Source organism: Pseudomonas sp. MF08831, from assembly GCF_059862645.1.
In genome coordinates this window covers 121,946-134,575 of the sequence record NZ_JCBCUX010000012.1, presented here as the reverse complement: position 1 = coordinate 134,575, position 12,630 = coordinate 121,946, and the positions used below count along the sequence as shown (strand labels likewise).

General features: G+C 62.1%; 9 protein-coding genes and 1 pseudogene. 8 read left to right on the top strand and 2 right to left on the bottom strand.

The window, feature by feature from the left end:
• Positions 1 to 34: 34 nt before the first annotated feature.
• From dgcB to etfB, 3 genes are read left to right on the top strand one after another with little or no spacing between them, the layout of a single operon-like run.
• Complete coding sequence (dgcB, locus tag AC19YS_RS22990; protein WP_119737565.1) at positions 35 to 1,978, top strand: dimethylglycine demethylation protein DgcB; 1,944 nt, start codon at positions 35 to 37, stop codon at positions 1,976 to 1,978.
• On the top strand, positions 1,978 to 3,198 hold the full coding sequence (gene etfA, locus AC19YS_RS22985; RefSeq protein WP_500602722.1) for an electron transfer flavoprotein subunit alpha: 1,221 nt from the start codon (positions 1,978 to 1,980) through the stop codon (positions 3,196 to 3,198). Before dgcB ends, etfA begins: the two co-directional genes overlap by 1 nt.
• A gap of 10 nt (positions 3,199 to 3,208) precedes the next feature.
• Positions 3,209 to 3,979 carry an electron transfer flavoprotein subunit beta gene (gene etfB, locus AC19YS_RS22980; protein ID WP_500602721.1) on the top strand — a complete coding sequence of 257 codons (771 nt, stop codon included), beginning with the start codon at positions 3,209 to 3,211 and terminating at the stop codon, positions 3,977 to 3,979.
• 865 nt (positions 3,980 to 4,844) lie between these two features.
• Here the strand turns inward: etfB and gbca are convergent.
• Positions 4,845 to 6,140 carry a glycine betaine monooxygenase oxygenase subunit gene (gbca, locus tag AC19YS_RS22975; RefSeq protein ID WP_106575586.1) on the bottom strand — a complete coding sequence of 432 codons (1,296 nt, stop codon included), beginning with the start codon at positions 6,138 to 6,140 and terminating at the stop codon, positions 4,845 to 4,847.
• A 283-nt stretch (positions 6,141 to 6,423) separates the two neighbouring features.
• Between gbca and gbcB the strand changes: the two genes are divergently transcribed.
• Positions 6,424 to 7,524 (top strand): glycine betaine monooxygenase reductase subunit, encoded by a 1,101-nt coding sequence (gbcB, locus tag AC19YS_RS22970; RefSeq protein WP_119737577.1) that lies wholly within the window; start codon positions 6,424 to 6,426, stop codon positions 7,522 to 7,524.
• Positions 7,525 to 7,663: 139 nt separating this feature from the next.
• Here gbcB and AC19YS_RS22965 read toward each other — a convergent pair whose 3' ends face one another.
• Positions 7,664 to 8,704 (bottom strand): threonine aldolase family protein, encoded by a 1,041-nt coding sequence (locus AC19YS_RS22965; protein WP_106575584.1) that lies wholly within the window; start codon positions 8,702 to 8,704, stop codon positions 7,664 to 7,666.
• 90 nt (positions 8,705 to 8,794) lie between these two features.
• On the opposite strand from AC19YS_RS22965, the gene AC19YS_RS22960 reads away from it, so the two are divergent.
• The 4 genes and pseudogenes from AC19YS_RS22960 (at position 8,795) to AC19YS_RS22945 (ending at position 12,621) form a co-directional block, all read left to right on the top strand.
• Positions 8,795 to 9,523, top strand: coding sequence for a TraX family protein (locus tag AC19YS_RS22960; RefSeq protein ID WP_500602719.1), 729 nt, complete (start codon positions 8,795 to 8,797; stop codon positions 9,521 to 9,523).
• A 228-nt stretch (positions 9,524 to 9,751) separates the two neighbouring features.
• Positions 9,752 to 9,859 (top strand): annotated as a pseudogene (locus AC19YS_RS22955) (TraX family protein); the annotation flags it as partial.
• Positions 9,860 to 10,094: 235 nt separating this feature from the next.
• The gene (gene glyA / locus AC19YS_RS22950) at positions 10,095 to 11,348 is read left to right on the top strand and encodes a serine hydroxymethyltransferase (RefSeq protein WP_124418618.1); all 1,254 of its coding nucleotides are present in this window, start codon (positions 10,095 to 10,097) and stop codon (positions 11,346 to 11,348) included.
• A 22-nt stretch (positions 11,349 to 11,370) separates the two neighbouring features.
• Positions 11,371 to 12,621: a sarcosine oxidase subunit beta gene (locus AC19YS_RS22945; RefSeq protein ID WP_010207084.1), complete on the top strand. Its 1,251-nt coding sequence runs from the start codon at positions 11,371 to 11,373 to the stop codon at positions 12,619 to 12,621.
• The last annotated feature ends 9 nt before the right edge of the window (positions 12,622 to 12,630 follow it).

The following is a 12,630-nucleotide window of genomic DNA, read 5'->3' as shown; positions in this document are numbered from 1 at the left end:
ACAGTAGATATGTGCGGTTTGTGGGAGCTTCACCATGTTGAACACCTTGCTGCCTGTTCTTTTGTTCGCGGCGCTGGGCCTGGCTTTGCTGGGCGCCCTGCGCCGGGTGAACATGTGGCGCCGCGGCCGTGCCTCCAAGGTCGACCTGCTCGGCGGCCTGCTGGCCATGCCCAAGCGCTACATGGTCGACCTGCACCACGTGGTGGCCCGCGACAAATACATCGCCAACACCCACGTCGCCACCGCCCTGGGCTTTGTGCTCTCGGCGTTGCTGGCGATTCTGGTGCACGGTTTCGGCCTGCATAACCGCATCCTCGGCTACGCCTTGCTGCTGGCGTCGGTGCTGATGTTTGTCGGCGCCACGTTTGTCTACCTGCGCCGTCGCAACCCGCCGCCGCGCCTGTCGAAAGGCCCGTGGATGCGCCTGCCGAAAAGCCTGATGGCGTTCTCGGTGAGCTTCTTCCTGGTGACTTTGCCGGTGGCCGGGATTCTGCCGGCCGACTTCGGCGGCTGGCTGCTGGCAGCATTACTGAGCCTGGGCGTGCTGTGGGGCGTGTCGGAAATGTTCTTCGGCATGACCTGGGGCGGCCCGATGAAACACGCCTTCGCCGGTGCGCTGCACCTGGCCTGGCACCGCCGCGCCGAACGTTTTGGTGGTGGCCGCTCCACCGGCCTGAAGCCGCTGGACTTGAGCGATAAAACCGCGCCGCTGGGCGTGGAAAAACCCAAGGACTTTACCTGGAACCAACTGCTCGGCTTCGACGCCTGCGTGCAGTGCGGCAAGTGCGAAGCCGCGTGCCCGGCGTTCGCCGCCGGCCAGCCGTTGAACCCGAAGAAGTTGATCCAGGACATGGTCGTCGGCCTGGCCGGTGGCACTGATGCCAAGTTCGCCGGCAGCCCGTATCCCGGCAAACCGGTGGGCGAACACGGCGGCAACCCGCACCAGCCGATCGTCAACGGCCTGGTGGATGCCGAAACCCTGTGGTCATGCACCACCTGCCGCGCCTGCGTGGAAGAGTGCCCGATGATGATCGAGCACGTGGACGCCATCGTCGACATGCGCCGCCACCTCACCCTGGAAAAAGGCGCGACGCCGAACAAGGGTGCCGAAGTCCTGGAAAACCTGATCGCCACCGACAACCCCGGCGGTTTCGCACCGGGCGGCCGCCTGAATTGGGCGGCGGATCTGAACCTGCCGCTGTTCAGTGAAAAAGGCAGCGCCGACGTGTTGTTCTGGGTCGGCGACGGTGCCTTCGACATGCGCAACCAACGCACCCTGCGCGCCTTCGTCAAAGTGCTGAAAGCGGCCAAGGTCGACTTCGCGGTGCTCGGCCTGGAAGAGCGCGACAGCGGCGACGTCGCGCGGCGTCTGGGCGATGAAGCCACGTTCCAACTGTTGGCCACGCGCAATATCCAGACCCTGGAAAAATACTGCTTCAAGCGCATCGTCACCTGTGACCCGCACAGCTTCCACGTACTGAAAAACGAGTACGGCGCCTTCAACGGTAACTATCGGGTGCAGCACCACAGCACCTTTATGGCCGAACTGATCGGCGAAGGCGCGTTGAACCTGGGTCAGCACAAAGGCAACAGCGTGACCTATCACGACCCTTGTTACCTGGGCCGTTACAACGGCGAATACGAGGCGCCGCGCCAAGTGCTGCGCGCGCTGGGCATCGAGGTCAAGGAGATGCAGCGCTCGGGCTTCCGTTCACGCTGCTGCGGTGGCGGTGGTGGTGCGCCGATCACCGACATTCCCGGCAAGCAACGTATTCCCGACATGCGCATGGACGACATCCGCGAAACCGGCGCCGAGCTGGTGGCCGTGGGTTGTCCACAGTGCACGGCGATGCTGGAAGGCGTGGTTGAACCACGCCCATTGATCAAGGACATCGCCGAACTGGTGGCTGACGCTTTGCTTGAAGACGCAGCACCGGCCAAGTCTGCAACCCAACGTGAACCTGCGGAGGTGCATTGATGAGCGACATTATCCGCCGCGACCCACGGGCCGAATGGATCGCCCGCAACCGCCTGCACCCGCTGCATGCGGCGATGCAGCCGCAGCAACACAGCTGGATGGGACCCAACGGCGTCATCCGCAAGAACGTACATGGGGTCGGTTTTATCGGCCCTAACGGTATCAAGCGTATCGACCGCAGCGGTGCCCAGCAGGGCGGCGCGGCCAAGCGCACAGCGGCGGTGGAGGTGCTGTTGCCATTGCATCAGGTGCCAGCGCCGGCGTTTTACATCAGCGTGGTGCCGGACATGGTTGGCGGCCGCCTGAGCAGCCACGACCGCGACGTGCTCGGCTTGGCGCGGCAACTCGCCGGCAGTGACGGCGCCGTGCTGGCGGTGGTGTTTGGCGAGCACAAGGAAAGTGCCTTTGCCACGGCGGGCGTTGATCGCCTGCTGGTGTTGGAAGGTCACGCATTCGACGGTTATTCACCGGAGCAACGCGTGCAAGGCCTGCGGGCTGTGGATAACCAGTTCAACCCGCGCCACTGGCTGCTGCCGGACAGCCGCAGCGGCGGTGGTGAGCTGGGGCGGCGCTTTGCCGCGAGCCTCAAGGAACGCCCGGCTACGCGGGTGTGGCAGATCAAGGGCGAGGAGTGCATCGGCCGCGCGGGTGCGGGCCAGGAAGACCTGGCCCGGCCATTGCCGCGCCTGATCCTGGCGGCCGTGGAGTGCGCCGAACCGGTCAGCGAAACACGTCACGAAGCGTTGCCCGTGGAGTTATCCACACCCTTGGCGCGCAGCTTGCCGCGTATTGAAGACCTCGGCGCGGTGGCGGTGGACCCCGGCGCGATTCCCATGGCCGAAGCGGAGTTTATTTTCTCCGGCGGCAATGGCGTGAAGGACTGGGCACTGTTCCACCGGACCGCCGCGGCGCTGGGCGCCACCGAAGGCGCCTCGCGGGTGGCGGTGGACGATGGCTTTATGGCGCGTGATCGCCAGGTCGGCGCCAGTGGCACCTGGGTCACCGCGCGGGTTTACGTGGCCGTGGGCATTTCCGGGGCGATCCAGCACCTGCAAGGCATTGGCGCCTGCGACAAGGTGGTGGCAATCAACCTCGACCCCGGCTGCGACATGATCAAGCGTGCCGACCTGTCGGTGATCGGCGAGAGCGCCGCGATTCTGCAAGCCTTGATCGCTGCGGTCGAGGCCTACCGTAACGGCGCCAAGCGCGATGCGGCTTAAGGAAATGACCATGACAACGCCTGTAATCAGCTTGGTATCCATTGGCGCCCACCCCACTTCCGGCCGGCCACGCCGCGCGGAGCAGGATGCCCGCGCCGTCGAGTTGGGCCTGCAAATGGTGGGGGATAAGTTGCAGGTGCTGCACGCCGGCAACATTCACGAGCCGACGTTGCGCAGTTACCTGGGCATGGGTTTGGCGCAATTGCACGTGCTTGAGCAACCGGCCGGCGCTGACGCCTTGCCGGCCCTCAGCGATTACCTGCGCGATGCCGGTGCCCAGGTGGTGCTCACCGGCAGCCAGGCGGAAACCGGCGAGGGCTCGGGCATGTTGCCGTTTCTGCTGGCCGAGCAACTGGGCTGGCCGCTGATTGTCGGGCTGGCGCAGGTGGAGTCCATCGACGGCGGCATCGCCCACGTGCTGCAAGCCTTGCCGCGCGGCCAGCGGCGGCGCTTGAAAGTGCGCCTGCCGTTTCTGGCCACGGTGGATAACGCCGCGCCCAAGCCGCGGCAAAGCGCCTACGGCCCTGGGCAGCGCGGCGCATTGGCCGCCCATGACGTCGAGATCGAGCAGGACGAGTTATTCACAGGTGCGGTGCTGCAGCCGGCCAAGCCTCGGCCCAAGCGCCTCAAGGTGATCAAGGCCAAGAGCGGCGCCGACCGTATGAAGGCTGCCACGGCCAAGGCCAGCGGCGGCGGTGGACAAGTGCTCAAGGGGCTGAGCCCCGAGGCGGGTGCCGAGGCCATTCTCAAGCTGCTTATTGAAGAAGGCGTGGTGCGGTGATTTTCTGTCGGAGCTGGTTTGTGTGGGAGCTGGCTTGCCTGCGATAGCCTCACGTCGGTCTAACTGATAAACCGAGTTGCCTGCATCGCGGACAAGCCCGGCTCCCACATTTGATTAGTGGGCTTACCCACAATCCCTGTTGATCCACCTGTGGATAACCTGTTCGCGGCTGTCCACACCCCCTGTATATCAAGCCCTGCAGCCCGCTGTACGAAAAACAACCAGCCTAACTGACGGTTTTTGCTTGGGTTTTTCCACAAGCGTGGGCATCGCCCGAGACAGACTTGCCCCCAAAGTCTGTTGGCGCTTCTGTGGATAAGATGTTCGCTATCGGCTACAGGCCTTATAAACAAAGGCCTTCAGTGGGTTGTTCAAAATATGATCAATTCGTCTGGTTTGCCGACGGAAACCCCTGAATCGCCTGAATTGTGAAGCTTTGACGCGGTTTTCCACAGCATTGACAAAGTTGCCCCCAAAGTCTGTTGGTGCTTCTGTGGATAAGGTGTTTGCGTAGTTCTACAGGCCACGTGATCAGAGGCTTTCAGAGGTTTGGTTAATAAATGATCAGGTACGGTGAAAACTGCAAGGCTTGAATAAGTCACGGATTTTCTTCGTTTAATTCGAAGAGGAAGGTGCACTTGCCCACAATTGCTGTGGGTGGCTTTGTGGATAAGTTGTTGGGCGAAGGCTGGAGGGCAGGGCTGTAAAGGGTTGCAAGGCAGTTGATCAAATTTTGAGCAGTGCGCAAACCTAATGTGGGAGCGGGCGTGCTCGCGAAAGCAGTGTGTCAGTCGCCAGATGGGCTGGCTGATCCGCCGCATTCGCGGGCAAGCCCGCTCCCACATTTTGATCGGTCGCGTGTCAGTTACTCGTGTACGGCCACGCCCTTGAGATACGGCGCAGGCGCGGCGCCCAGGTTGCTCAGCAAACGCTCGCTGTACCAATCCACAAAATTCACCACACCAAACTCATACGTCTTGGAGTAAGGCCCTGGCTGATAGGCGGTGGAGTTGATACCGCGCTGGTTTTCTTCGGCCAGGCGACGGTCCTGGTCGTTGGTGGCGTCCCACACCTTGCGCATGCGCTCCACGTCGTAGTCCACGCCTTCGACGGCGTCCTTGTGCACGATCCACTTGGTGGTAACCATGGTTTCCTGGGCGCTGATCGGCCACACGGTGAACACGATGATGTGATCGCCCATGCAGTGGTTCCACGAGTGCGGCAGGTGCAGGATGCGCATCGAGCCCAGGTCCGGGTTCTTGATGCGGCCCATCAGCTTGTTGCAGCCTTGTTTGCCGTCCAGGGTCATCGACACAGTGCCTTTGAGCAGCGGCATGCGCACGATGCGGTTACGCAGGCCGAAGCTGGCGTGGGCGTAAGGGATCTTCTCGGCATCCCACGCGGCGGCGGAAGCGGCGACGTGGTCCTTGAAGGCCTGGTCGGCGCGCGGATCGGTGACGTCGTCCCACTCCAGCAGGGTTTTCAACAGTTCCGGGTGCGAGGCGTTGCAGTGGTAGCACTCGCGGTTGTTTTCCAGCACCAGCTTCCAGTTGGCTTTTTCGAACAAGGTGGTCTGGATCGCCACCTTGGTGTTTTCCATGTCGTAGGGTTCCATGTAGTGGTTCAGCGTCGACAGGAAGTCGTCGATGGCCGGCGGGTTCTCGGCCAGGCTGATGAAGATGTAGCCGCCGGCGGTCTTCACGTTCACGGGTTTCAAGCCGTACTGCTTCATGTCGAAGTCGGCGCCCATCTCGGTGCCGGCGAACAGCAGGCGGCCGTCCAGCTCGTAGGTCCACTGGTGGTAGTGGCAGACGAGTTTGGCGACCTTGCCCTTGTCGCTGGTGCACAGGCGTGAGCCACGGTGACGGCACACGTTGTGAAAGGCATGCACCACGCCCTCGGCGCCACGGATCACGATGATCGGGTTCTTGCCCACTTGCAGGGTCAGGTAGTTGCCCTTGGTGGGAATCTCGCAGGTCATGCCGGCGATCAACCACTCTTTCTGGAAGATCTCCTGCATGTCGATATCAAACAGCCGCTCGTCAGAGTAAAACGGCTGCGGCAGCGAAAAAGTGCGCTCGCGCTCTTGCAGCATTTGCGCGGTGGCCTTGCGTGCGGGTTCCAGCGGATCGCCCAAGCTTAAGGTTGCGGTGACGTCCATCGTGTGTGTCCTCAGGGCCATTCTGTGTGGCCGGCGAAAAGTGGCTAATCAGGTTTTGCAGCAAGGCGTAAAGAAAGCGTCTGTGTTGGGAGCGAGTGTGGGCCCGGCAAAGGCCAGAACCTTGTCCATTAGCGACATGGCCCACTCTGATCCCGACGCGCAACCCCCGTGGTATGGGGGCTGGTCGCGATAAGTATGTGAATGTCGCAGATAGGTAAATGGACGCTTCTCGCGTTACGCAGAATCGCCACCATCAGGCCGATATACGGCTGCGGAGAACAGCATGTCCAACAGCTTCCTGAATCCGGTCACCACCCAGACCTGGGCCAATGGTCGGCACATTGTCCGTTGCGTCAAAGTCATCCAGGAAACCTGGGACGTGCGCACCTTCTGCTTTATGGCCGACCAGCCGATCCTGTTCTTTTTCAAGCCGGGGCAGTTCGTCACCCTGGAGCTGGAAATCGACGGCCAGCCGATCATGCGCTCCTACACCATCTCCAGTTCACCGTCGGTGCCGTACAGCTTTTCGGTGACGATCAAGCGCGTGCCGGGCGGCAAAGTCTCCAACTGGCTGCACGACACGCTGCACGAAGGCCAGGAGCTGGCGGTGCACGGGCCGGTGGGGCTGTTCAATGCCATCGATTTCAGCAACCCGAAAGTGCTGTATCTGAGCGGCGGCGTCGGCATCACGCCGGTGATGTCCATGGCGCGTTGGTATTACGACACCAACGCCAATGTCGACATGACGTTCATCCACAGCGCGCGCTCGCCCAAAGACATCATTTACCACCGCGAGCTGGAACACATGGCGTCGCGAATCGACAACTTCAGCCTGCACCTGATCTGTGAAAAACACGGCCTCGGCGAGCCCTGGGCCGGTTATCGCGGCTACCTGAACCACAAGATGCTCGAACTGATGGTGCCGGACTTCCTCGAGCGCGAAGTGTTCTGCTGCGGCCCTACGCCGTACATGAACGCGGTGAAGCGTCTGCTGGAAGTGGCGGGCTTTGACATGACGCGCTACCACGAAGAGTCCTTCGGCGCGACGCCGCCGGAAGCGCGTGCCGACGCGGTGGAGCAAGCCGAACAGGCCGCCGACGCCCCCGAAATCGACTTGGCCGATCTGCATCAGGTGGAGTTCATTGCGTCGGGCAAGAGCATTCGCGTGGCGCCGGGCGAAACCGTCCACGCCGCTGCGGCCAAGCTTGGTTTGCTGATTCCCAAAGCCTGCGGCATGGGCATCTGCGGCACCTGCAAGGTGATGAAGCTGGGCGGGGAGGTCGAGATGGAGCACAACGGCGGGATTACCGAGGAAGACGAGGCCGAAGGCTACATCCTGTCGTGCTGCAGCGTGCCGAAGGGTGATGTGCGGATCGAGTTCTGATAGGCCGAACCCTCAAGCGGGCAGGGGCAAATGTGGGAGGGGGCTTGCCCCCGATGGCAGTGGAACAGTCACTGATGCATTGACTGAAAGACTGCTATCGGGGGGCAGGCCCCCTCTCACATTTTCTTCAGTGGTGAATTCAGGCGCCCATCACTTCGCGTATATCGGCTGCCAATTCGCGCACGCGCTCTTCCTCGGTATCCCACGCACACATGAAGCGCGCGCCACCTTTGCCGATGAAGGTGTAGAAGCGCCAGCCCTTGGCCGTCAAGGCCTCGATGGCCGCTTCCGAGAGTTGCAGGAACACGCCGTTGGCTTGCACCGGGAACATCAACTCCACACCAGGAATGTCCGCCACCAGGCTGCTCAGCAATTGCGCGCAGTGGTTGGCGTGGCGGGCGTGTTTGAGCCAGGCGTCGTTTTCCAGCAGGCCCACCCAGGGCGCCGAGAGGAAGCGCATCTTTGATGCAAGCTGACCGGCCTGTTTGCAGCGGTAATCGAAGTCTTCAGCCAATTTGTGGTTGAAGAACAGGATGGCTTCACCCACCGCCATGCCGTTTTTCGTGCCGCCGAAGCACAATACGTCCACGCCGGCTTTCCACGTCAGGTCGGCCGGGGAGCAGCCGAGGAACGCGCAGGCGTTGGAAAAGCGTGCGCCGTCCATGTGCAGGTTCAGGCCCAGTTCCTTGCAGGTGGCACTGATCGCGCGGATTTCTTGCGGGGTGTACACGCTGCCGACTTCGGTGGCTTGGGTCAGGGTGACCACGCGTGGTTTGGGGTAGTGAATGTCCTGGCGCTTGAGCGCGATCTCGCGGATCGATTCCGGGGTCAGCTTGCCGTTTTCGGTGCGGGCAGTGAGCAGCTTGGAGCCGTTGGAGAAAAACTCCGGCGCGCCGCATTCGTCGGTTTCGACGTGGGCGGTTTCCGAGCAAATCACGCTATGGTAGCTCTGGCACAGCGAGGACAACGCCAGGGAGTTGGCGGCGGTGCCGTTGAAGGCGAAGAATACTTCGCAGTCGGTTTCGAACAGATTGCGGAAACCGTCGGCGGCGCGGTGGGTCCATTCATCATCGCCGTAGGCGCGCTGATGGCCCTGGTTGGCGAGTTCCATGGCGGCCCAGGCTTCCGGGCAAATGCCGGAATAGTTGTCGCTGGCGAATTGTTGGCTCTTGTCGGTCATGGCCCATTCCTGTGGTCGATGTTGGTGCGCACTGTAACCAAGAATGTTGGGCGGGCGCACGCACTGTAAATGCAAAGTCACTGGGGAATTATGCACGGTACTGAAACGATTCCTGCCAAGCAGGCGCGCGATGGCGCCCTGGACCTGCTCAAGTGGCTGGCGCTGCTGAGCATGGTTTTGGATCACCTGCGCTATGTCGGTTTGAGCCTGGATGGCCTGTACGTGCCGGGGCGCCTGGCATTCCCCTGGTTTTGCCTGGCGATTGCGGCGAACCTGCACCGGGTCAAAGATGCGCCGGTAACGGGCCAATGGCGTTACCTGGGCTGGTTGTTGCTGTTCAGTGTGATCAGTGAAGTGCCGTACCGACTGTTTATCGACGATGCCGATACCTTGAACGTGTTGCCGACCCTGGCGCTGGGCCTGCTGGTTGCCAGAGGATGGCAGCAGAAGGCGCTTGTTGAGCGAGGATTGGCGCTGATCGCCCTCACTTTAGGCGCAGTGTTTTCCACGCATTTGATGTTCGGTTTTTTTGGCGTATTGCTGCCACTGGCGATGCTGCTGGTGTTCAGTCGGCCATGGTATTTCGGTGTGTTGCCGGGGTTGGTCTGCGTGGCGGCGAATCAATGGCAGATTTTGCTCAACAGCGGCTCAATCGTGGCGCTGACCGGGTTGGCCGCCTGCCTGATCGCGCCTTTGGCTGGCTTGGTCTTATTGCGACATGCCCAAAACGTCTCGCCGCCCGCCATGCGGCGCTGGGCGTATGCACTCTATCCCGTGCATTTCCTGCTGCTGCTACTCGTGCGCCACATCATCGCCTAACCCCTGTGGGAGGGGGCTTGCCCCCGATTGCGATGTGTCAGCCAGCCTAGGTGCAAGCTGATCCGCCGCTATCGGGGGCAAGCCCCCTCCCACATTTGATCGTCTTATCGCGACACGCCAACCCTGTGACGCCACCGCCCATGCGGCGCTGGGCGTATGCGCTCTATCCCGTGCATTTCCTGCTGCTACTCGTGCGCCAGATCATCGCCTAACCCCTGTGGAGGGGGCTTGCGACACGCCAACCCTGTGACGCCGCCCGCCATGCGGCGCTGGGCGTATGCCCTCTATCCCGTGCATTTTCTGCTGCTGCTACTCGTGCGTCAGATCATCGCCTAACCCCTGTGGGAGGGGGCTCGCCCCCGATTGCGGTGTGTCAGCCAGCCTAGGTGCAAGCTGATCCGCCGCTATCGGGGGCAAGCCCCTTCCCACATTTGATCGGTGTTGTTGCCGCTATGTCGTAAACGCACCTTTGCGTGGCGTCCGTAGGCATTTGACCTGTCTGCGCCAGCCCTACCATCGCATCAAAGGCCCTGCACGGGCCTCAACAATACGAAAGGCTGGGAGAGACGCGATGTTCAGCAAAAAAGACCAGATCCAGGGATATGACGACGCCTTGCTGGCGGCGATGAATGCCGAGGAGCAGCGTCAGGAAGATCATATCGAGCTGATCGCGTCAGAGAACTACACCAGCAAACGCGTGATGGAAGCTCAGGGCAGCGGCCTCACCAACAAATACGCCGAAGGCTACCCCGGCAAGCGCTACTACGGTGGCTGCGAGCACGTCGACAAGGTTGAAGCCCTGGCCATCGAACGCGCCAAGCAGCTGTTCGGCGCCGATTACGCCAACGTGCAGCCGCACTCCGGCTCGTCCGCCAACAGCGCGGTGTACCTGGCGCTGCTGAACGCCGGCGACACCATCCTCGGCATGAGCCTGGCCCATGGCGGTCACTTGACCCACGGCGCCAAAGTGTCGTCCTCGGGCAAGCTGTACAACGCGGTGCAATACGGCATCAACACTGACACCGGCCTGATCGACTACGACGAAGTCGAGCGCCTGGCGGTGGAGCACAAGCCGAAGATGGTGGTGGCCGGTTTCTCCGCTTACTCCAAAACCCTGGATTTCCCGCGTTTCCGCGCGATCGCCGACAAGGTTGGCGCGCTGCTGTTCGTCGACATGGCCCACGTCGCCGGCCTGGTGGCCGCCGGTTTGTACCCGAACCCGCTGCCGTATGCCGATGTGGTCACCACCACCACCCACAAAACCCTGCGCGGTCCGCGTGGCGGCTTGATCCTGGCCAAGGCCAACGAAGGGATTGAGAAAAAACTCAACGCCGCCGTATTCCCCGGCGCCCAGGGCGGCCCGCTGATGCATGTGATCGCCGGCAAGGCGGTGTGCTTCAAGGAAGCGGCGGAGCCTGGCTTCAAGGTCTACCAGCAACAAGTGATCGAAAACGCCCAGGCCATGGCCAGTGTGTTTATCAAACGTGGCTACGACGTGGTGTCCGGCGGCACCGACAACCACCTGTTCCTGGTCAGCCTGATCCGTCAGGGCCTCACCGGCAAAGAGGCGGACGCCGCCCTTGGTCGCGCCCACATCACGGTCAACAAGAACGCCGTGCCGAATGACCCGCAGTCGCCGTTCGTGACCTCGGGCCTGCGCATCGGCACCCCAGCGGTGACCACACGTGGCTTCAAAGTGCCGCAGTGCATCGAGCTGGCCGGCTGGATCTGCGACATCCTCGACAACCTCGGCGACGCCGATGTCGAGGCCAACGTGGCCAAGCACGTGTCTGCCCTGTGCGCTGATTTCCCGGTTTATCGCTGAGCGCGGTTTTGGAGTAATGACTATGCAACGCTACTCGGGCTTCGGCCTCTTCAAGCACTCACTCAGCCACCACGAAAACTGGCAGAAGATGTGGCGCACGCCCACACCGAAAAAGGTCTACGACGTGGTCATCGTCGGCGGCGGCGGGCATGGTCTGGCGACCGCCTACTACCTGGCCAAAGAACACGGCATCACCAATGTGGCCGTGGTCGAGAAAGGCTGGCTGGGCGGCGGTAACACCGCGCGCAACACCACCATCGTGCGTTCCAACTACCTGTGGGACGAGTCGGCGCACCTGTACGAACACGCGATGAAACTGTGGGAAGGCCTGTCCCAGGACCTGAACTACAACGTGATGTTCTCCCAGCGTGGCGTCTACAACCTGTGCCACACCCTGCAAGACATCCGTGACTCCGAGCGCCGCGTCAGTGCCAACCGCCTCAACGGCGTGGACGGCGAACTGCTCAACGCCAAACAAGTGGCCGACGAGATCCCGTACCTCGACTGCTCGAAAAACACCCGCTACCCGGTACTCGGCGCCACCGTGCAACGGCGCGGCGGCGTGGCCCGTCACGATGCCGTGGCCTGGGGTTTTGCGCGAGCTGCCGACGCCCTCGGCGTGGACTTGATCCAGCAGACCGAAGTGATCGGCTTTCGCAAGGAAAACGGCGTGTGCATCGGTGTGGAAACCAACAAGGGCTTTATCGGCGCCAAGCGCGTCGGTGTGGTGACGGCCGGTAACTCCGGGCACATGGCTTCGCTCGCGGGCTTCCGCTTGCCGATCGAATCCCACCCGCTGCAAGCGCTCGTTTCCGAGCCGATCAAGCCGATTATCGACAGCGTGATCATGTCCAACGCCGTGCACGGTTACATCAGCCAGTCCGACAAGGGCGACCTGGTGATCGGCGCCGGCATCGACGGCTACAACGGCTATGGCCAGCGCGGCTCGTACCCGGTGATCGAACACACCATTCAGGCCATCGTCGAGATGTTCCCGGTGCTGTCGCGCGTGCGCATGAACCGTCAGTGGGGCGGCATCGTCGACACCACGCCGGACGCCTGCCCGATCATCTCCAAGACGCCAGTGCCGAACATGTTCTTCAACTGCGGTTGGGGCACCGGTGGCTTCAAGGCCACGCCGGGCTCAGGCAACGTGTTTGCCGCGAGCCTCGCCAAGGGTGAAATGCACCCACTGGCCGCGCCTTTCTCCATCGACCGTTTCCACAACGGTGCGTTGATCGACGAACACGGCGCTGCAGCCGTCGCCCACTAACAGGAGAAA

Bases quoted from the DNA above. Each gene is read 5' to 3' on its own strand.
- etfB (WP_500602721.1), top strand. From the start codon at position 3,209: ATGACAACGCCTGTAATCAGCTTGGTATCCATTGGCGCCCACCCCACT.
- glyA (WP_124418618.1), top strand. From the start codon at position 10,095: ATGTTCAGCAAAAAAGACCAGATCCAGGGATATGACGACGCCTTGCTG.
- gbca (WP_106575586.1), bottom strand. From the start codon at position 6,140: ATGGACGTCACCGCAACCTTAAGCTTGGGCGATCCGCTGGAACCCGCA.
- gbcB (WP_119737577.1), top strand. From the start codon at position 6,424: ATGTCCAACAGCTTCCTGAATCCGGTCACCACCCAGACCTGGGCCAAT.
- AC19YS_RS22960 (WP_500602719.1), top strand. From the start codon at position 8,795: ATGCACGGTACTGAAACGATTCCTGCCAAGCAGGCGCGCGATGGCGCC.
- etfA (WP_500602722.1), top strand. From the start codon at position 1,978: ATGAGCGACATTATCCGCCGCGACCCACGGGCCGAATGGATCGCCCGC.
- dgcB (WP_119737565.1), top strand. From the start codon at position 35: ATGTTGAACACCTTGCTGCCTGTTCTTTTGTTCGCGGCGCTGGGCCTG.
- AC19YS_RS22945 (WP_010207084.1), top strand. From the start codon at position 11,371: ATGCAACGCTACTCGGGCTTCGGCCTCTTCAAGCACTCACTCAGCCAC.
- AC19YS_RS22965 (WP_106575584.1), bottom strand. From the start codon at position 8,704: ATGACCGACAAGAGCCAACAATTCGCCAGCGACAACTATTCCGGCATT.